This is a genomic window from Aminipila terrae (assembly GCF_010120715.1).
Lineage (GTDB): Bacteria > Bacillota > Clostridia > Peptostreptococcales > Anaerovoracaceae > Aminipila > Aminipila terrae.
The window spans coordinates 2,972,955-2,992,428 of record NZ_CP047591.1 but is presented as its reverse complement, the minus strand read 5'-3'; the positions used below and the strand labels follow the sequence as shown (position 1 = coordinate 2,992,428).

21 protein-coding genes, 1 tRNA gene and 2 pseudogenes are annotated in these 19,474 nt (G+C 36.9%); 9 read left to right on the top strand and 15 right to left on the bottom strand.

Annotation, left to right across the window (positions count from 1 at the left end):
- Positions 1-117 precede the first annotated feature (117 nt).
- From Ami3637_RS14385 to Ami3637_RS14360, 6 genes are all read left to right on the top strand, one after another.
- Entirely contained in the window at positions 118-378 is a 261-nt protein-coding gene (locus Ami3637_RS14385; RefSeq protein ID WP_162363162.1) for a helix-turn-helix transcriptional regulator, read from the top strand.
- Positions 353-802, top strand: coding sequence for a peptide deformylase (def, locus tag Ami3637_RS14380; RefSeq protein ID WP_162363161.1), 450 nt, complete (start codon positions 353-355; stop codon positions 800-802). The genes Ami3637_RS14385 and def overlap by 26 nt, the downstream gene beginning before the upstream one ends.
- 32 nt (positions 803-834) lie before the next feature.
- Positions 835-1,695, top strand: a complete 861-nt coding sequence (locus Ami3637_RS14375; RefSeq protein ID WP_162363160.1) for a penicillin-binding transpeptidase domain-containing protein — start codon at positions 835-837, stop codon at positions 1,693-1,695.
- Positions 1,696-1,783: 88 nt separating this feature from the next.
- Positions 1,784-2,377 (top strand): C39 family peptidase, encoded by a 594-nt coding sequence (locus Ami3637_RS14370; RefSeq protein ID WP_162363159.1) that lies wholly within the window; start codon positions 1,784-1,786, stop codon positions 2,375-2,377.
- A gap of 624 nt (positions 2,378-3,001) precedes the next feature.
- Entirely contained in the window at positions 3,002-3,616 is a 615-nt protein-coding gene (locus Ami3637_RS14365) for a helix-turn-helix domain-containing protein (RefSeq protein ID WP_162363158.1), read from the top strand.
- Positions 3,617-3,789: 173 nt separating this feature from the next.
- A complete protein-coding gene (locus Ami3637_RS14360; protein WP_162363157.1) occupies positions 3,790-4,626 on the top strand; it encodes an undecaprenyl-diphosphate phosphatase in 837 nt (278 codons plus the stop codon).
- 105 nt (positions 4,627-4,731) lie between these two features.
- Here Ami3637_RS14360 and Ami3637_RS14355 read toward each other — a convergent pair whose 3' ends face one another.
- Positions 4,732-5,571, bottom strand: coding sequence for an SGNH/GDSL hydrolase family protein (locus Ami3637_RS14355; protein WP_162363156.1), 840 nt, complete (start codon positions 5,569-5,571; stop codon positions 4,732-4,734).
- Positions 5,564-6,409 (bottom strand): SGNH/GDSL hydrolase family protein, encoded by an 846-nt coding sequence (locus Ami3637_RS14350; protein ID WP_162363155.1) that lies wholly within the window; start codon positions 6,407-6,409, stop codon positions 5,564-5,566. The genes Ami3637_RS14355 and Ami3637_RS14350 overlap by 8 nt, the downstream gene beginning before the upstream one ends.
- Before the next feature lie 123 nt (positions 6,410-6,532).
- Between Ami3637_RS14350 and Ami3637_RS14345 the strand changes: the two genes are divergently transcribed.
- Entirely contained in the window at positions 6,533-7,405 is an 873-nt protein-coding gene (locus tag Ami3637_RS14345) for a LysR family transcriptional regulator (protein WP_162363154.1), read from the top strand.
- 97 nt (positions 7,406-7,502) lie between these two features.
- On the opposite strand, the gene Ami3637_RS14340 is transcribed toward Ami3637_RS14345, so the two are convergent.
- Positions 7,503-7,591: transfer RNA gene (locus Ami3637_RS14340), tRNA-Ser, on the bottom strand.
- A 173-nt stretch (positions 7,592-7,764) separates the two neighbouring features.
- Between Ami3637_RS14340 and Ami3637_RS14335 the strand changes: the two genes are divergently transcribed.
- Both Ami3637_RS14335 and Ami3637_RS14330 read left to right on the top strand, forming a co-directional pair.
- A complete protein-coding gene (locus Ami3637_RS14335; RefSeq protein ID WP_162363153.1) occupies positions 7,765-8,580 on the top strand; it encodes a hypothetical protein in 816 nt (271 codons plus the stop codon).
- A gap of 78 nt (positions 8,581-8,658) precedes the next feature.
- Complete coding sequence (locus Ami3637_RS14330; protein WP_162363152.1) at positions 8,659-9,768, top strand: aminopeptidase; 1,110 nt, start codon at positions 8,659-8,661, stop codon at positions 9,766-9,768.
- 78 nt (positions 9,769-9,846) lie between these two features.
- Here the strand turns inward: Ami3637_RS14330 and Ami3637_RS14325 are convergent, their stop codons facing one another.
- The 12 genes and pseudogenes from Ami3637_RS14325 to Ami3637_RS14275 form a co-directional block, all read right to left on the bottom strand.
- Positions 9,847-10,776, bottom strand: coding sequence for a thiamine pyrophosphate-dependent enzyme (locus tag Ami3637_RS14325; RefSeq protein WP_162363151.1), 930 nt, complete (start codon positions 10,774-10,776; stop codon positions 9,847-9,849).
- Entirely contained in the window at positions 10,766-12,028 is a 1,263-nt protein-coding gene (locus Ami3637_RS14320) for a pyruvate ferredoxin oxidoreductase (protein WP_162363150.1), read from the bottom strand. The genes Ami3637_RS14325 and Ami3637_RS14320 overlap by 11 nt, the downstream gene beginning before the upstream one ends.
- A complete protein-coding gene (locus Ami3637_RS14315; protein ID WP_162363149.1) occupies positions 12,028-12,330 on the bottom strand; it encodes a 4Fe-4S binding protein in 303 nt (100 codons plus the stop codon). Before Ami3637_RS14315 ends, Ami3637_RS14320 begins: the two co-directional genes overlap by 1 nt.
- Positions 12,330-12,911 carry a 2-oxoacid:acceptor oxidoreductase family protein gene (locus Ami3637_RS14310; RefSeq protein WP_162363148.1) on the bottom strand — a complete coding sequence of 194 codons (582 nt, stop codon included), beginning with the start codon at positions 12,909-12,911 and terminating at the stop codon, positions 12,330-12,332. The genes Ami3637_RS14315 and Ami3637_RS14310 overlap by 1 nt, the downstream gene beginning before the upstream one ends.
- 507 nt (positions 12,912-13,418) lie before the next feature.
- Positions 13,419-13,682 (bottom strand): DUF3343 domain-containing protein, encoded by a 264-nt coding sequence (locus Ami3637_RS14305; RefSeq protein ID WP_162363147.1) that lies wholly within the window; start codon positions 13,680-13,682, stop codon positions 13,419-13,421.
- A gap of 68 nt (positions 13,683-13,750) precedes the next feature.
- Positions 13,751-13,873, bottom strand: coding sequence for a hypothetical protein (locus Ami3637_RS18775; RefSeq protein ID WP_330586671.1), 123 nt, complete (start codon positions 13,871-13,873; stop codon positions 13,751-13,753).
- Positions 13,870-14,541 carry a selenium-dependent molybdenum cofactor biosynthesis protein YqeB gene (gene yqeB / locus Ami3637_RS14300; RefSeq protein ID WP_330586670.1) on the bottom strand — a complete coding sequence of 224 codons (672 nt, stop codon included), beginning with the start codon at positions 14,539-14,541 and terminating at the stop codon, positions 13,870-13,872. The genes Ami3637_RS18775 and yqeB overlap by 4 nt, the downstream gene beginning before the upstream one ends.
- A gap of 3 nt (positions 14,542-14,544) precedes the next feature.
- Entirely contained in the window at positions 14,545-15,519 is a 975-nt protein-coding gene (yqeC, locus tag Ami3637_RS14295) for a selenium cofactor biosynthesis protein YqeC (protein ID WP_162363146.1), read from the bottom strand.
- Between the two features lie 10 nt (positions 15,520-15,529).
- A pseudogene (locus tag Ami3637_RS14290) lies at positions 15,530-16,674 on the bottom strand (aminotransferase class V-fold PLP-dependent enzyme).
- Between the two features lie 20 nt (positions 16,675-16,694).
- A pseudogene (gene selD / locus Ami3637_RS14285) lies at positions 16,695-17,755 on the bottom strand (selenide, water dikinase SelD).
- A 14-nt stretch (positions 17,756-17,769) separates the two neighbouring features.
- Complete coding sequence (yedF, locus tag Ami3637_RS14280) at positions 17,770-18,390, bottom strand: sulfurtransferase-like selenium metabolism protein YedF (RefSeq protein ID WP_162363145.1); 621 nt, start codon at positions 18,388-18,390, stop codon at positions 17,770-17,772.
- Between the two features lie 21 nt (positions 18,391-18,411).
- Positions 18,412-19,470, bottom strand: a complete 1,059-nt coding sequence (locus tag Ami3637_RS14275; RefSeq protein ID WP_162363144.1) for an SIR2 family protein — start codon at positions 19,468-19,470, stop codon at positions 18,412-18,414.
- Positions 19,471-19,474 lie beyond the last annotated feature (4 nt).

The following is a 19,474-nucleotide window of genomic DNA, read 5'->3' as shown; positions in this document are numbered from 1 at the left end:
AAATAATCACAATCACATAAAAGAAATGTTTTGTCATGTCAACTTGACACCTTCATATATTTATTCTATAATTTTGTCATGTCAACATTACATCTAAGTAGAAAAGGAATATAGATAATGAAAAACAGAATCAGAGAACTGAGAGAAAAAAAAGGATTAACTCAGGAGCAGCTTGGTGAACTTGTAGGCACTTCCAGACAGGCAATAAATGCTATTGAAACTGAAAAATTTGAGCCTTCTATATGGCTTGCCTATGATATTTCCAAGGTTTTTAATTGTTCTATTGAAGAAGTTTTTTTATTTAAAGAAAGTACGAAAAAATCAAGGGCAGAAAGCAGCAGGAGGGAAAATCATGGCAACACGACAACTTCGTTATAATGATGATAGTATTCTGAGAAAAAAATGTAAGCCTGTTACAGCTGTAGATGATAAAATACGCCAGATATTAGAGGATATGATGGATACATTACATGAAACTCCAAATGGTGCTGCTCTGGCGGCTAACCAGGTAGGACTTTTAAAACGTCTTGTGGTTATTGATTATGAATCCTACTATTTGAAATTAGTCAACCCTAAAATAATAGGCCAGAGTGGTGTTCAGGAATGTATAGAAGGGTGTCTGAGTTTCCCCGATATAGTAGGGAAAACAATCCGCCCTCAGAAAGTAACTGTACAGGCTTTAGATGAAAACGGTAAAGAGATGCTTTTTACCATGGAAGATGAAATGGCTAAATGTCTCTGTCATGAAATTGAACATTTAGATGGCGAAGTTTTCATTGATAAAGTAATTGAATTTTTATAAATACTAAAAAATTTATTATAGGAGTCTCTGGAATGAAAAGAATAATTTGTTCATTATTATTAATAGTTTTAATTGTCAGTCTGATAGGCTGTGGTAATACCAAGCCTGTACACCCAGACAAAACCTCCCCTCCTCCCCTTGGGGAAAAGACCTCCCAGGAAATTGTTGATTATAGCCAGTACTTCAATGGCATCAATGGATGTGCTGTATTTTACAATGCGCAGGATAAGGTTTACTCTTTATACAATGAAGACCTCTGCAATATACAGAGTTCCCCTTGCTCTACCTTTAAAATTATATCCACTCTTATGGGATTAAAAAACGGTATAATCTCATCTGAAAATTCTACTATGAACTACAATGGAACGACTTACCCAGTTAAATCATGGAATGAAAATTTAACTTTAAAAGATGCCTTTCAAAACTCCTGTGTATGGTATTACAGGCAGATAATCGATCAGGTGGGCAAAGAAGAAGTCCAAAAAGAATTAAATGAGCTGCAATACGGGAACTGTGATATAAGCCAATGGGAAGGAAGCAATGTTAACCCCCTGCCTGATTTAAATGGATTCTGGCTTGATTCCTCCTTAAAAATTTCTCCTATAGAGCAGGTCAATATTTTAAGAAGTATTTTTCAGGGCAACACGGAATATTCACAGGAAAACATATCCACTCTTAAAAATATAATGCTGGCTGAAAAAGATACTGATCTCTCTGTCTATGGTAAAACCGGCACTGGTACAAGTGGTAATGCCTGGTTTGTAGGATTTTGTGAGAATAATTCAGCCAAATATTATTTTGCTGTCTACCTTGATGATAAAAACGCACAAGTTTCTGGACAGACTGCAAAAGAAATTGCAATAAAAATTATAAATAGTTCTATTAGTAAATGACTGACATGCTTATTCACACCTGCATGGTTTAAATCATATATATGATTGATTGGATTTCTTCTGCAAATTTTGATAAGGAGTGTTAGTAATGTCCAATTCAAAAAATGTTTATGATGTACCACCAACCATACAATGTGGAAGTAACTTTATCTATACTCCCCTTTGCTATCAGGATACAGAGTACACTTGTGGGGTAGCGTGTTTTCAATCTATTTTAGCCCGCTACGGCATGTACTACAGACAAAGTGCTTTAGCCGAGATTCTGCATTCTCAACCTGTTTTAGGGACAGACTATAGAAGTATTTTATACTTTGCCAGACTGCTTGGACTTAAAACGTCAATGAAAGAACACATGGATTTTCAAGGTATAAAAGATCATATTGATGCTGGGATCACTCCCCTTCTTATTATCCAGGCATGGCGGCTGGAAGATGATATAGAATATTCTTTAGACTGGAAAAATGCACACTATATTGTTGCCTGCGGCTATTATAATGATGGGATATATGTAATGGACCCAAACATACTGGGTAACTACTCCTATCTCCCATATGATGAATTAATGAAACGGTGGCATGCTGTTGACGAAGAAGGGAACCGTCACATCAGAAGTGGCTTAATTTTAGAATGTAGCGGTTGTCCTATCGAATATAATCCTGCAACAATAAAATATATTCCTTAATAAGACGGCAAACACCTATATGGTGTTTGCTCTAAAGGTATACAAGGGGCGTCTCAAAATGATTTATATTTTGCAACAGCCCCTTTTTTATGCAAATTAGGATGATTAGACAGTCAAACTCAGGCCACCAAATTCCGAATAGGCGAGTGAAAAAATAAATATGTCCTATTGTATTTAACAAATGCCAATTTGCTGAGATTTAATGACTAAGATGTTAGCTTTACAAAGTGCAACAACGAAATGATAAGGGAATAAGTTTTTTGCTCTTATAATTATAAAAAAATAAAACCCACGGTAGCATTTTTGTCAAAATCTACCGTATTTTATGAAAGTTGAAACTTTATGGTAGCCATTTTAATAAAAAAGCTAATTATGTGTCAAAACTAATGAGTATAGATGCAAAAAGCTACCGAGATTAAAGTAGAAATGATAATCACGGTAGCATTAACAGGATAAAAGATTTCAGGTGCTCCCTTCTAATCAACAAGTCATTTTATTATTTCAATAACTAGTTGTATTGTTATTATTCGGCTGTCCGTATATAATATTAGCGTTGATATCTAAAAGATACTAAAAATCCGATCGACAGATGCCTGAAAATCCAACGAGAGAGGAATAAAGTGAATGGAGTTTAATGAAAAACTACAACAGCTTAGAACCCAAAAAAGTTTAACACAGGAGCAGCTTGCAGAGCAACTATATGTATCAAGAACAGCCATTTCAAAATGGGAAAGCGGCAAGGGGTATCCTAACATTGAATCCCTCAAATGTATCTCAAAATTCTTTTCCGTGACCATAGATGAACTACTATCGGGGGAAGAGCTGATTACCCTTGCTGAAACTGAAAACCACTCTAATGTTAACCGAATTTATAACATTATCAGCGGAATAATAGATGTATTGGCAGTTGCATTTATTGTATTACCAATCTATGGAGAACCTCAAGGCAACCATGTTTACCACGTAAATCTTCTGTCAAATACTCATATGCCAAATATAGATATTGGAATACATTGGGCTATCTTTCTATTTATAATAGGACTTGGAATTGCCAGACTTTCTTTTATTTGCTTCGATAAAGAGTCATTGTATAGCATTACCTCGAAAGTTTCTATCGCAACAGGCGCAGTAGCAATCTGTTTATATGCTGCTGCAAGGGAACCATATGCAACAATACTGCTCTTCATGTTTTTTGGTGTGAAGATATTTCTATTGTTGCAGCAAAGCAAAACAAAATAAAAATTTCCATCAATTCCTTGAAAATAGGCTCTGACACCATAAGTGTCGGAGTTTTTTTCTATGGTGACGATAAGTTTCTTGGCTTTTACCGCATTGGAACAGATAATAAATTTGTTATCAGCAGTGGTTTTTTTTATAACCTTTCACTATTTTCAAAAGGAGGATTTGAAATAATGTTATTTAATTTTATAGAAATATTGAAAGTTGTATTTCTTGGTATTGTAGAGGGCATTACGGAATGGCTGCCCATCAGCAGTACGGGGCATATGCTTCTGGTGGATGAGTTTATTACTCTTAATACGAGCGAATCATTTAAAGAAATGTTTTTTGTTGTGATCCAACTTGGAGCAATACTTGCAGTAGTCCTTATATTTTGGAAGAAAATGTTTCCCTTTAAATTTGGAGAAAAAACTAAGTATGGCATTAAAAGAGATACTTTTTCCCTATGGTTTAAGGTAGTTGTTGCCTGTATTCCAGGAACTGTCATCACTATCCTTTTTGATGATTATATTGAGGCCAATTTGCATACTCCAGTGGTGATTGCCACAGCCCTCATTTTCTATGGCATTGCATTTATTATCATTGAAAAGTGGAATAACAGGAGATCTCCAACTACCACAAAGTTAGACGACATTACCTATAAAATGGCTTTTTTGATTGGTCTATTTCAAGTACTTTCCATTATTCCCGGCACTTCACGTTCTGGAGCCACAATCATAGGTGCGTTGCTGATTGGGGTATCAAGAGTTGCAGCAGCTGAATTTACATTTTTCCTTGCGGTTCCTGTTATGTTCGGTCTAAGTGCCGTTAAAATAGTGAAGTTTGGTTTTTGCTTTACAAGATCAGAATTGCTTATCCTGGGAATTGGTATGGCCTCTGCATTTGCAGTGTCTGTTCTGGTCATAAAGTTTCTCATGGAATATATCAAAAAACACGATTTTAAGATATTTGGCTGGTATAGAATTGTGCTTGGTATTCTTGTTATACTGATAAAAATAGCCTTTAGCTAAAACAAAGTAACAATATGCAGCTATGCCAGTAGGCATTTCCATCTGGTGTTAACGCAATTCGGTACTGCACTTAAAGTTATGGGTGTTTTGAAGTAGACTCTTTGGTCAACATTCCAAAATGTTGTTTAATAGTAAATCTAATAATTTATCTGCAAAATAACAGTGAGCAGATGCCGTCAAATGTAATCCATTATTCGGAATATTGATTTGCTCGTGGAAAATTTTAAAATGTTCTGCAATATCGTTTAAATAAAATTGATGTTTCAATGCAATGTCTCTAATCACATCATTGTACTCTTTATCAATATATAATTTGTATGTCCAACGTTTTTCCGAAACAGAATGTTCCATTCTTACAGTGTCATATGGCGGCAGGGTATTTAGAACTACTTTGCTGCCACATTGGTGCAGCAATAGTGACATAAAGTCAAGATTTTCCCTGTATTCTGAAAGCCTTACATAGGGCTGAGCATAGATGTCATTGTTCTGGCGCATATCGTTTGTACCAATTAAAACAAAAGTAATATCCGGTTTATATACAATCGCCCGTTTATGGATATGTGTGATTAACTGTGTCGAAGTTTCACTTGTAACAGCGGCATCAATCAGCTTAATATTGGGATAAGGCTTTAATAAAACACGAAGCATCTGAAAAAAACTCTGATAATCGCTTACAAAAGAATCACCGAGACAGCATATTGTAAGCTGCTTTTTTCTAAATTTCTCTCGTATCATATCTCCATATTTTTGATTCAAGTATTCTATATGTGGCTGCAATTCTTTATCCAGCTCCTCCAAAACACATCGGACAGTTTCAGGTTCAAAATTGAAAGCACAGCATATCTTCGCCGCATCATTTTCCATAAAGTCAGCCCCCATTTGATATGTTTTGAAACGTATTGTCTGATATGCTTCTTTTAAAGTATTTTCGATTTGCTCATGCATGAATTTCACCCGTACTTCCCATTAAATTTAAAATTTGTCCGGCAAGAACACATTGGGCTTCGCTTGTCAAAAGGATTCCGTCCCCGTTTTCCGTTATATCATTTAACGAAAAGGTACAATCTGGACGATTGAGCATACAACCATGTGTTTTTGCAGCATTAGCTATTATCTGGTTATATAATTTCCAGTCATTTTTGTCAGCGATTAGCTTATCTGGACTATAATGCTTTTTTACTAATGATTCATTTACTGGCGGCAATGTGTTCAAAATGATTTTGCTTCCATAGTGATTAAACAGCAAAATTAAATATTCGAGATTCTTTTTGAATTCTTCGGGAGAGCATACATTTTTATGATATCTGTCATTGCTAATTCTTAAACAATCATTTGTTCCGATCAATATACATACTACAACAGGACTGTGGGAAAGGATATTATCATGGACAAATGGAATAATTTGATTGGTAGTAATTCCATGAACCGCGCATGAGTGCAGATGAATATCGCTGTAATCTGAAAAGGCGTGCTGCAATATTTGAAAATATCCCAGATAATCACATGTGAGTTGATCTCCAATAAAGAAAATGTTTCCCTTTATTTTTTTGCCACACAGATCCAGATTTTTCTGGCATTGACTTTTCAATACTTGTAATGATTGTGCCATTTCTTTATCCAACATTTCAAAAACAAGGTCAGTTTTTTGCTTATCATATCCATATAATCGGGAAATTTTTTCTTTGTCATTTTCTATGGGTAGCTCATGTTTATATAGTTTCATTCGTGTTATCGTATAGGCATTGAAAAAGCTGCCTTGATACCTCTCAGTTAATTCTTTCATTGACAATCCTCCAAAGTAATCTCTTGATTTTTTCCTTCACATGTATATAATAAATCTTAAAGTTATATTTGTAAAATTGAAATATTTTATAATACAATTCATTTATTTAGATGGGAGAATTCCATGGAATTAAGGCAATTAGTAACATTTACAAAGGTTGCAGAATTGGCGAGTTTTTCTAAGGCATCTGTGGAGCTTGGATATTCGCAATCAACCGTGACTACACAAATACATCATTTGGAAGAAGAACTTGGTGTAACTTTGTTTGACCGATTGTATAAGTCTATTCGATTAACGCCAAAGGGAACTGAGTTTTTGGACTATGCCCAAAAAATGTTAGCCCTAAAAAATGAAGCCAAAGAACAACTTTTAAATCAGTCGGAAGTAAGCGGAGAACTACGGATAGGTACGGACATTTCATTATGCTCATCACTGCTTCCTGAAATATTTTCTAAATATCATGCGAAATATCCAAATGTCAAATTCAATGTTGAGACAGGGGATACAAAAACACTATTTCAGTTATTGAACAAAAATGAAGTAGATTTCATATTTACCTTAGACCGGAGGCATTATGATTCCAATATTCTGATTGCATTTGAAAAGAAAATGCCAATGGTATTTTTTTGCTCTGCTCAAAATCCACTGGCTGAAAAAACTGTTTCGATAAAAGAATTGCTATCTGCTGATTTTGTCCTTACAAAGCATAGTTTGAGTTACAGGGAACATCTGGAGATTTTTCTTGCCTCTAAGTTACAAGAAATTCATCCATACCTGGAAACAAATAATATGGAGCTGATACAGCAAATCATTGAATTGGGAGAGCACATATCTTTTCTTCCAAAATGTGCTTTGGATAAAAAAATAAAGTTAGGAAAAATCAAAGAGATAGATGTACCTGATTGCCAAATTTATGTGTGGCTACAGCTTTTGAGCCACCAGAAAAAAAGCTTTTCACTCCCAATGAAAATGCTAGTCAATATGTTAAAATCATAAGGTCAGCGTCGCGACCGCCAAGGGGCACATGGCTAATCGATTTTAAAGAAAAAAAGAACGCCGCAAATCAAGAATCCTTGATTTGCGGCGTTTTTTATGGCGGAAGCGGTGGGATTCGAACCCACGTGCCCTTGCAGGCAACCGCATTTCGAGTGCGGCTCGTTATGACCACTTCGATACGCTTCCATATTAATATTCTTTTAGTGCCTTTAATCTGCTATCCACAGTTTACAACGAATGAAATTATATCATAGAACTTAATCTTCCGCAATAAATTTTAATTTTCTATAAGATTTGATTTTGACAAAATTTTCTGATATATTTATTTTAGTTTTTTAATTTAGGTAGGAGGATATATTATGGGAAAACAAGAACTGTCTGTAGTAATAGCTAATCCCTCTGGAAATAAAATAATATTTGTATTAACCCCTGTTCCCGAATCCCAATATGCTGTCATATCAGATAAACTATTAAATATAAACTGTTTTAATGCTGAACAAGTATGTTTCATAAAGAATATTGATTTTCACCATAATATACAGGGCTCCATGAATATGAGCGGGCTGGAGTTCTGCGGCAATGCCTCAAGAAGCTTTGCCCTTTTTATCGCGAAGCAGCAGGGTCTGACAGGTCTGAATAATATTAAAATCTCTGTCAGTGGTATTCGGGAACCTCTTGATGTATTAGTCAACACCAGTCTTAACCGGGCTGAAGTATCCATGCCTCATCCTAAAAAAATCAAATATCTAAAGGATCAAAAACTCAGTTACCTAAACTCGGCGGGACTTGTTGAATTTGATGGTATTTTACATATTATTTTAAATGATATTCCTGCAAGTGAGAAGATTTTCAATGAAATTAAAACATATGTTATGAAAACAAGAAACCCATCTGTATTTGGGGTAATGTTTTATAATACCAAACTCAAACATATGGTTCCTGTTGTATATGTAAGAGACATAGATACTACCTATTTTGAAGGCAGTTGTGCATCGGGAACAACGGCCCTGTGTATTTCCCTTTCACAGAAATACACAGATGGAACTTACATGTACAGAGTATCTCAGCCTGCAGGCGAATTAATAGCATCCGTTGAAAAAAATAAAAATAAAATAAAAAGATTAACTGTCGACGGGAAAGTAGCTTTAAGTGAGGTACAATCTGTAATAATATAAACAACTTTTATAATCACATGGTTTGGGGTATAATAATGGTTGGAAATAACCACCTAAAGAGTAAAGGAGATTAAATAAATGGATCCACGCGTAAAAAAGTTGTCAAATGTACTGGTAGACTATTCCTGTGACGTTAAGCCAGGTGAAAAAGTCTTTATCCATTACGAAGGAGAATGCACTAAACCTCTGGTAAAACAGCTGATTAAGGATGTTTATGCAAAAGGCGGTCTTCCTTATTTTGAAATAAGGGATGCCGAAGTAAACCGAGAAATCCTGATGAACTGTACCGAAGAACAGATAAAATTTATGGAAGAATATCAGATGAAGCAAATGGAAGGTATGGATGCCTATATTTCTATCAGGGCAGGACTGAACACCTCAGAAATGTCAGATGTACCTTCTGAAAAAATGAATATGTACAACAGAATTCTGCATCCGGTATTAGAAGAGAGAGTAAACCATACTAAATGGGTGGTTCTTCGTTATCCTAATCATAGTATGGCTCAATTAGCCACTACAAGTCTTGAAGCTTTTGAAGATTTTTACTTTGACGTATGCACCTTAGACTATAAAAAGATGGCAGATGCCATGACTCCACTTGTTGAGTTAATGAATAAGACAGATAAAGTTCACATTGTGGGACCTGGTACAGACCTGACTTTTTCTATAAAAGGAATACCAGCTATTAAGTGTTCTGGAGAAAGAAATATTCCAGATGGAGAAGTTTATACAGCTCCTGTAAAGGATTCTATGAATGGTATTATTTCTTACAACACTCCTTCAGAGGAAATGGGATTCACTTTTGAAAACATTGTATTTGAAGTGAAAGATGGTAAAATTATCAAATCCACTGCAAACAGCGATAAAAAAATCAATGAACTTCTTGATACAGATGAAGGGGCAAGATTCTTCGGAGAATTTGCTATTGGTGTAAATCCATATGTTCTGTATCCAATGAAAGACACCCTGTTCGATGAAAAAATAGCAGGTTCCTTCCATCTGACACCAGGGCAATCCTATGAAGATGCTCCTAATGGAAACAATTCTGCGGTTCACTGGGATCTTGTAATGATTCAAAGGCCTGAGTATGGTGGTGGCGAAATCTATTTTGATGACGTGCTTATCAGAAAAGATGGGTTATTTGTACCTCCTGAACTTCATTGCCTGAATCCTGATGCTTTAAAATAATCAGTTAACTAAAATTATTGACCCCTTTTGATATTCACCAAAAGGGGTCTTTTAAATTTAAGAAGGTTTTTATTATTACTATTTACATTTTTTAAGCAGCCGTTCCCACTGGTCATCCACATATTTCTGGGCATCCTCAATCATCCATTCATTGCCTTTTGCAAACATATGCTTAAACCTGCCCTGCTTTTTCAAAAATTCCTCAAGAGGAACCTTTTTCTTAGGTTCATAATTAAGCTTCCAGACACCTTCCTCAATCTCATACAAAGGCCAGACGCAGGTGTCCACCGCCAATTGGCAGATTTCTGCCAGATTCTCCATTTCATATCTCCAGCCTCTGGGACATGGAGACAGAATATTTAAGAAACATGGTCCTTCTGTGTAAATGGCTTTTCGTGATTTTTCATGAAGATCCTTAAAATTTCCCATAAACGTAGTTTGTGCAGCATAAGGTACATTGTGAGCTGCAATAATTTCTGTCAGATTCTTTTTATTCTGGATTTTACCATAAGAGCGGCTCCCTACAGGTGTAGTTGTAGCATCTGCAAACCTTGGTGTTGCAGATGAACGCTGGATACCTGTATTCATATAAGCTTCGTTATCATAACACACGTAAACCATATCGTGGCCTCGTTCCATAGCTCCTGATAAAGATTGTAGCCCTATATCATATGTGCCTCCATCACCGCCAAAAGTAATAAACTTAAAGTTTTCCTTTATCTTACCTTTTTTCTTTAATACCCGATAAGCGGTTTCAACACCTCCGCAGGTTGCTGCAGCATTTTCAAAAGCACTGTGGATATAACTGTCTTCATAGGCAGTATAAGGATATAAGTATGTGGATACCTCAAGGCAACTGGTAGCATTTGTAACAACTGCACGATCTTCTGGTTCCAAAGCTCTTAAAACACCTCTGACTGCAATGGAGGCCCCACATCCTGCACATAGCCGATGGCCTCCGGCGAGCCTTTCCGGTTTTTCCATCTCTTCTTTAAAATTATAAACCATTGCTCTGCCACCTCCAGTTATTGTTCTCCAGCTGATACCTTTTATATTCTACATCTTTTCTAGTTTCATCTGCTTCTCTTTGTCCGATATGTCTGTACACCTCTCCCGTGTTTCCCGACTCTGCTATCCTGAATATTTCTTCAAATATATGTTCAAAATCTTCTACTGTGATGTCTCTGCCACCGAGTCCGTATACATAATTGATGGTTTTAGGCCGGTCTTCTAAATCATAAAGTGCGGAACGGGCTTCAGCAAACAATGGTCCCCCTGCTGCAGAAAAGCTCTCTGCTTTATCCATCACAGCAACAGCTTTCACATGAGACAGTGCCTCAGCTAATTCCTCCATTGGGAAAGGTCTGAACACACGGATTTTAATAAGGCCTGCTTTCTTCCCCTGTTGCCTCAGCATGTCTACTGCAGCTTTACCAGTGCCAGCACTGGAACCGATAATAACAACAGCTGTTTCTGCATCTTCCATCATGAATTCCTCGAAAAATCCATATTTCCGACCAGTTAGTTCTTCAAACTCTGCAGCCACATCTAAAATTACCTTTTTTGCATTTTTCATTGCTTCTGCCTGTTGCTTTTTAAATTCCATATAATAAGCAGAGATTCCATAAGGTCCTACAGCCATGGGATTTTCTTTCTTTAGCAGATAATTTTCAGGTTCATATTCTCCTACGAAAGCTCTTACCTTTTCATCTTCAATGAGTTCCATATTTTCTATTGCATGGCTCGTTATAAAGCCGTCCTGGCAAACCATGACAGGCAGTCTTACTTCTTTGTTTTCACCTATAGGCATGGCCTGAATAAAGTTATCATAAGCTTCCTGATTGGTTTCTGAATAAATCTGAATCCATCCTGCATCTCTTGCTCCCATAGAATCAGAATGGTCATTATTAATGTTTATAGGTCCCGTTAGCGCTCTGTTTACAAGGGCCATGGTTACTGGCAGTCTTGAGGAGGAAGCTACATATAAAAGCTCCCACATTAACGCCATGCCACAGGAAGATGTTGCAGTAATAGCTCTGGCTCCTGCTGCCTCTGCTGCAATACAGGTAGACATTGCACTATGTTCTGATTCCACTGCTACAAATTCAGTATCTACAAGGCCATTTGCCACATAAGAAGAAAAATACTGAGGGATTTCTGTTGATGGTGTGATTGGGAACGCTCCCATTACATCAGGGTTGATTTGTCTCATGGCTGTAGCCACTGCTTCGTTACCTGATAATCTGTCTCTGATAGCCATTACTTCTCCTCCCTTACAAATTCAATTGCACCAAAAGGACACACTTTATAGCATATACCACATCCCTTGCAATGCATAAAATCAAACTCTTCCCGTCTACCATTCTTTACAGGTATTGAACTGTCTGGGCAAAATGGAACACAAAGCAGGCAATGCCTGCATTTATCTTCTAAAAAAACTGGGATCATGGTTCTCCAGTCCCCTGTGTTTACCAGCTTTGAAGTGGCTGGTTCATATATTTCAGCTCCTGGAGTCAACTCCTGCCAGGATGTATGTTCATTTATTTCTGCTGCCTTTTTCATTAACCTACTTTAACCTCCTCCATAGACTTTCTAAGGGCCTCCATGTTGCCTGAAACTACCTGAGGCTTTGTTGCAAACTTATGACGTAGTGAACTTTCCATATCTTTTATAAACTGTTCCTGTTCAACAACCTTGCTGATTTTTACAGCTGCTGCAAGCATGGGAGTATTGGGCATATTCTTACCTATAGTCTCTTCCGATATTTTTCTTGCATCTATAGAACAAACTTTTCCTTTAAAATCCCCCAGCATACTTCTCAGTTCTTCTGGATCTTTTTCACTGTTTACAATGATAGCACCATCTTCTTTTAGTCCTTTTGTTACATCTACACTTCCCAGCAATGTTTCATCTACTACGATCACATAATCAGGAGTATAAATATTGGAATGAACTGTACATCTTTTATCCGTTATTCTGTTATAAGCAGTGATTGGTGCCCCCATTCTTTCTGGTCCATATTCAGGGAACCCCTGTACATGTTTTCCTGAATTAAAAGCCACATCTGCAAGCAGAAAGCAAGCTGTCTTTGCACCCTGACCACCACGTCCGTGCCAACGAATTTCCACAGTATTCTTTTCCATTTTTCTATACCTCCATAAATGTTAAAATCATTCCGTATGTGCAGGCAAGATATAAAAAAAGACTTTTATCCCTGTAAAAGGACAAAAGCCTAAAGCATTTTGCTATACCACCTTATACAACATACTAACATACGCGTTCCCTGTTACGGGGGAAAAACCGTCAAAGCTTACTTAAGTATATATCCAACATTTCTTTTTTCAGCCTGCAACTCAGGAGTGATTTTCAGTCGTCCTACTACTTGTATCAAGCTCACACCATCCTTGACTCGCTCCGACTTTCATTTGAACACTTACTCTCTCCGTCTTAGTCTTTAATCTTATTTAATTTATCGCTTCATTAAGCATAGTTGAATTTTAGTATAATAAAAGGAAATTGTCAAGATGTTTTTATATTTTTTAACAAATAATTTAAAAAATATTTGTTAAAATTAACAATAAGTATTTTAAAAAGCTTATTTGAAATTAAAATACAACTTCAAATAAGCCCTTTTATGGTTTAAATATTACTTAAAAAGATATTCTTCTATATTGGGTATTACCTAAAGAGTTATCTATAAGAAATATGTTTTTGACAGCAAGTATTTCACCATCAAAAACACTTAACACCTTATTTAAATCATCGGTTTTTAAATATATAGCATATCCGCAGGACGTAACCAACTCTGAAGGTGCCCGTTTTACTGTGCATCTTACGCCTAACTCTGTTATCTTCTCCTGAGCATACTTTGCTTTATAAAATGATGAGAAAGTAAGCAAATACTCCTTTTTCATATTGTGTGCCTCCCATCCTATGAGACTTATCTGTATACATTCATAATATGCGAAACACCATCTTTCGGTTATTGAAAATAAATTAAATGCATAATAGCTTCAAGAACGCCCCCTCCAATGGCCCGTGCCTTATCTGAAACAGTATGACAATTTTCTTTTTTAGCTCTGGGATCAATATCCCCAGCCTTCATGTTCTTATGCACCATAACCCGTCTTGCAGAAGACCTCTGACAATACCGTTTACTGAAGCTAAAACCGGTTTCTCTCCTACATAGGCAACCACCTGCCCTGTAGTAACTTTCTCTCCAATGGTCACAGCTCCTTTGAACGTACCCTCATTTTCAGCACGAATAATTCTTTCATAAGTGAAGCCTTCAATATTTCCAGGAATCCCTGTATTCGGTTCTGCCTGTCCTGTATAAATGCATCTGCCCAGGTTATGGCCCCTCATAGATTCAATAACACAATGACAGTCTTTACCCGCCGTAAATCCTGGGCCTACTGCAATTACTATCCCAGCATCTGTTATCCTGGTAGCTATATTTTTCTTTGCAATAATAGCATCTACTACTATATCCGGCTGATAGGCATGAAAAAATGTTTGCTCCATATCTACCACAACAGGAATTTCTTTTCTTAATAAAGACTCTTGAACTTCTTTCATTGAACAGCAATATGCTGCTGTTTTTCCCTCTACCACCGCTTTTTGTTCATAGATGGCTGGAGAAAAAGCTACTGTTCTTCTTACAGTTGTAGGCACCTTCAAATCCGTCATTAATAGCTGGAAACCACTTTCATAAAGCCGGCAGGCTATACCCGTGGCCAGATCTCCAGCCCCTCTGATATAAATCTTTTTCACTCTTTAAGCCCTCTCCTTCTCATTATATGAGGTTATAAGGCATTCTTCTATTCCTCTGGATTTTAACAGTTTTATGATTGTCTCAGCTGACTGTCTGGTATTCTGGTCATGAACTTTATTCAATATTAATTTAAAAGGTTTTTGTCCCACATCTTTTCTTAATCCTCTTTCACTTATGACAATCTGCATTATATCCTCTTCCGTAATTAAGTGGTCTTCTGTAACGGTCTTATTTGGGACTGCATTTAATAGTTCTGTTGCTTTTTCTTTTCGAAAACATGCACTTTCAATGCTTCTTCCCATACAATCCATCCCTACAACACCAATAACCATATCCGCATACTCCGGTATGACAGGCTCATGTTCTGCCGGCACCTTAACAGGGAGGTTTCTGGCCCCGTCAGCTTCAATAAGTACATAGTCAGCATATTTTTTTAACTGGGCTGCACTTTCTGATTCAAGACCAGTCAATTTTCCTTCTTTCAATGGAATTCCTGCTACTGCTATTTTATTATTTTGTAATATTTGCTCTAAACTTACAATATCGGATGCAGTCTCCAGCTCTAAAGGCTGATAGATGTGAGTGGTGGTGGTTATAATAACACGTTTTCCCAGACTAGCCAACTGTTCTGCCAGATTGTAAATGGTAGTAGTCTTTCCTCCTGCACCAACAAAAGCAACGCACTTTATGTGAGGTTCCAGTAAGTCCACCAGTTTATGTTCTTCACAGGTATAACTTTCCAACAGGTAAGTTTCATAAAACCCCTCATATGCTATCTGATTTTTCAGAAGAAGCTTTTCAATCTTTCTTCTATGTTGAAGTTCGCCTTTCCAAGCCAGCCCACATCCTGCAGAAATCTGTCCAGGTACAGGGATTAACCGTTCACCTATTCCCTGTTCCCTACACCTTTTTTCACAGGCTAATGCCTGTTGTGTATTTTCAAATGTTACAATTAGTCTTAGCACCTTTTTTCGCATATTACCCTCTTTATTTATTTAAATCTTCCCCAATAGATTTTACTGCTTGTACAGCCAGCTCCACTTCCTTAAAAGTATTAAAATATCCAAAACTAAACCTTACCATACCCTGCTTTTCTGTTTCAAAAAACTGATGCATAAGTGGTGCACAATGCGCACCCGCTCTTACTGCTATACCATAATCCTGATCTAATATATCAGCTACTTCGGCTGAATCTGAATCTCCAATATTTAACGAAACAATGGGAGCTCTGTATTTTGATTGAAAATTCCCATACAGTCTCACACTTTTCTGGCTTTTTACACCTTCATAAAAATGCCACATGAGTTGCAGTTCTTTTTCTAATATGTTTTTTTCTCTGTTTGTTCTATAAAATCTATAGCGGCATAAAGCCCTGCTATGCCCGGTCCGTTTAGTGTCCCAGCTTCCAGTCTTTCCGGCATAGCTTCTGGTTGTTTCCTGTTAAAAGAATGAATACCAGTCCCTCCAGCTAAAAGAGGGGCTATATCTATCTTCTTTTCCACTGCTAAAACACCAACTCCCTGGGGGCCCATTAATCCCTTATGCCCTGTGGTGCACAGGATATTAATTCCCATTTCCCGGGCATTGATATCTATACTTCCAGAAGTTTGGGAAGCATCTACCATAAAAATCAGATTATGTTCTCTTGCAATTTTTCCAATCCTCCCAATGTCTGTGATATTTCCTGTAACATTAGAGGCATGGGTAACCACGATGGCTTTGGTATTAGACTTAATAAGAGACTGAATCATCCCATATTCAGGCACTCCCATTTTTTCACATGGTACAAAAGAAAGCTCTACCCCCTTGCTTTCAAGCATATAAAGGGGACGAAGCACGGAATTGTGTTCTAACATAGTCGTTATTACATGATCTCCTGGTTTTAAAACTCCCTGAAGTGCCATATTTAAACTTTCTGTGGCATTGGCTGTAAAGACAATGCAGGAAGCATCTTCAAAGCAAAAAAAATCAGCCAGTTTTTCTCTGGCATCGTAAATTTTCCTGCTGCTTTCAAGGGCAATTCCATGACCTCCCCGACCTGAGTTTCCACAATATTTCATAGCCTGTGCTACAGCTTCCACTACGCAGTCCGGTTTTTTATATGTAGTTGCTGCATTATCAAAATATATCATGCATCTTTGCTCCTTATATATTAATCATTACAAAAAATAATGTTCTTTTCTTCTTTGTTTAATACTCTTCCAATAACCCCCATTTTTATATCTGGTATTGCCTGGTGCAGTCTTTTCATTATCTCATTACTTTGTTCTTTTGCCACACTTACTAGCAGGCCCCCTGAGGTTTGAGGATCACAGACTACATCTTTGTACGATTCTGTCAGAAGGCCAAAATCAACTTCTGAACTTACGAACTGATTGTTTCTGTAGGTACCTTCTGGCACTAATCCCATTTCTGCATAACATAATGCCTCAGAAATGATGGGAAGATTTTTCATATCTATTTCAAAAGTCACATCGCTTGCTGAAGCCATTTCCAGTGCATGACCTGCAAGGCCAAACCCGGTCACATCAGTGCAGGCATGAATATCAAACTGATCAAAGATTTCCTTTGCTTTTTTATTCAGGGTTACCATACTTGTGACGGCTTCTTTTAAAGCTTCATCAGAAGCCATTCCAGCTTTAATTGCTGTATTTACCAGACCACATCCAAGGGGCTTTGTTAATATAAGCACATCACCAGATACTGCCCCCAGTTTTTTCTTATGTTTTTAGGATTTACCACACCGGTTACACTTAGACCATATTTCGGTTCTTCATCGTTAATGGAGTGGCCCCCTGCAATAACAGCACCAGCTTCTCTTACTTTATCTGCACCGCCTCTTAGTATCTCTCCTAAAACTTCTTCTCCCAGACAATTTGGATAAGCTACAATATTTAAAGCTGTAATGGGAGTTCCACCCATGGCATAAATATCACTTAAAGCATTGGCAGCTGCAATCTGCCCAAAGAGGTAAGGCTCATCTACCATGGGAGGGAAAAAATCTAAAGTCTGCACAATAGCCAGGTCTTCTGAGATTTTGTATACTGCGGCATCATCAGAAGTTTCTGTACCTACTATTAAATTTTCATCTGTATTCTTTGGCAGTTTATTTAATATTCTGGATAGTATTCCCGGTTCCAGTTTAGCTGCACATCCTGCTGATTTTGAAAGTTCTGTCAGTTTGATTTCCTTTGCTGATTTATCTGTCTTCATACCTTTTCCTTCTTTTATGGCTTAATAATGCTACCGGCATTCATCATTTTTTCTGCTATTGTATACATATTTGTTACATTACCCACTGCGAGGCTGTCTTCAATCCCATAATGCTTTAAGCATGTACCACAGATTAAAATCTCTACATTTAACTTTTCAAGTGTCTTCAGATCTTCTAGACAAGGGGAATTCTCTATAGCAAGTTTAGCTCCTCCATTATACATAATTACCGTCTCTGGGAGTTTTTCAAGTTGTGTCAGAGCAAATATAAAGCCCTTCATTAAAACGTTCCCCAGCTCAGAATCCCCCTCACCCATTTTGCTGGATGAAAGTACCACTATATTATTTAAACTATTTTCATATGTAATGGCACATTCTCCATTTGCAGCAGAGTCTTGGGGTTTTTCCTTTTCAGAAACCAGAATTTGAATGCTATACTGGTGTTCATTCTGTTTCTGACAGGATGCCTTCAGATTTCTGCTGTTGGCAAACTTCATTACATTTTTCACTGCTATATCATTGTCAACAAGTACTTCAAGCAACCCGCAGTTTTCCATGCTCTCTAATGCATTCTTCGTCTGTATCACAGGCTGCGGGCAGGTAAGACCTACTGCATTTATCTGTTTCTTTCTCATTTTTTATTCCTTATCTTTTACTTATTCAAGAACCTCAAAAGGATTTTGTGCAAAATCCTGAAAAGACATTTCTCTAATATAATTTATATCACTGGTATTTTTGAAAAAACGGTTATATCGGTTTTCTTCTTTTTGTATGGCACCCAGTATTTTATTTGGATAATAATTAATCACAGTAGCTTTAAATCTGCTATCTTTATCCCGGTTTAGTTCTGCTCTCTTTAACAGGTACTTTATATGCATATCTGCACTAGGCAGAGAATATCCTGAAAAAACCACATGCTCAGCCTCTCTTAGAAGTTTTTCTGCATTGTCCCAGATATTTGCCAGATAAACATTGCGCATATCTTTATAATATGTTGGGGGTATAATGATATACTCTGCATCAGCATTACAATAATCGCACTTTGCAGCACCAGGATTATCCACAATAGACAAGGTACCCTTTGGTTCTATTTTGGCATCTATGTGTTTACAAACCGGACAGTATTTCCAGTTTAAGGAGCCATGAACTTTCAAAAGCTTTACACCATTTTCAATATTATGGAAATCCTCTGAATGATAAAACCCATAATCCAGATCAAATTTACTCCCAAGTGCATTATCTAAAATAATATCATAGTTAGTAGAAATAAATGCAATATTCCCTTTCGGGATTTCTTTCGTTAAATTTTCAATTAATTTTGAATGGCTTTCTCCCTGAATACAATTTTGAGAGGCTTCAATTTTATACTGAATAGCCTGCGCCATTGAAAAAATTAATGCAGTTCTGTATTTATACAGATTTCCCAATTCGCTTCTGTATTTCTCATTTCGTTCAATGGCTAAATCCAGGATACCAAGAGCTTCTTCAAAAGTTGGAAAGACTGCATCTCTGTAATTAAAATTATCACTGAACTCAAAAAAATTTTTAAAATAACGGTCAAGGAGTTCTTTCACATTGCTATGCTTTATATCAAAGCTTTTATTTAATTTCTCATCATCACATGCCTTGAAATATGACTTAAAAAGTTCTCTTTGCAAGGGTGCACCATCAGCCTTAGATGCTCCTGCCCCTAAAAAAATCACTGTTTTTTTCATGACA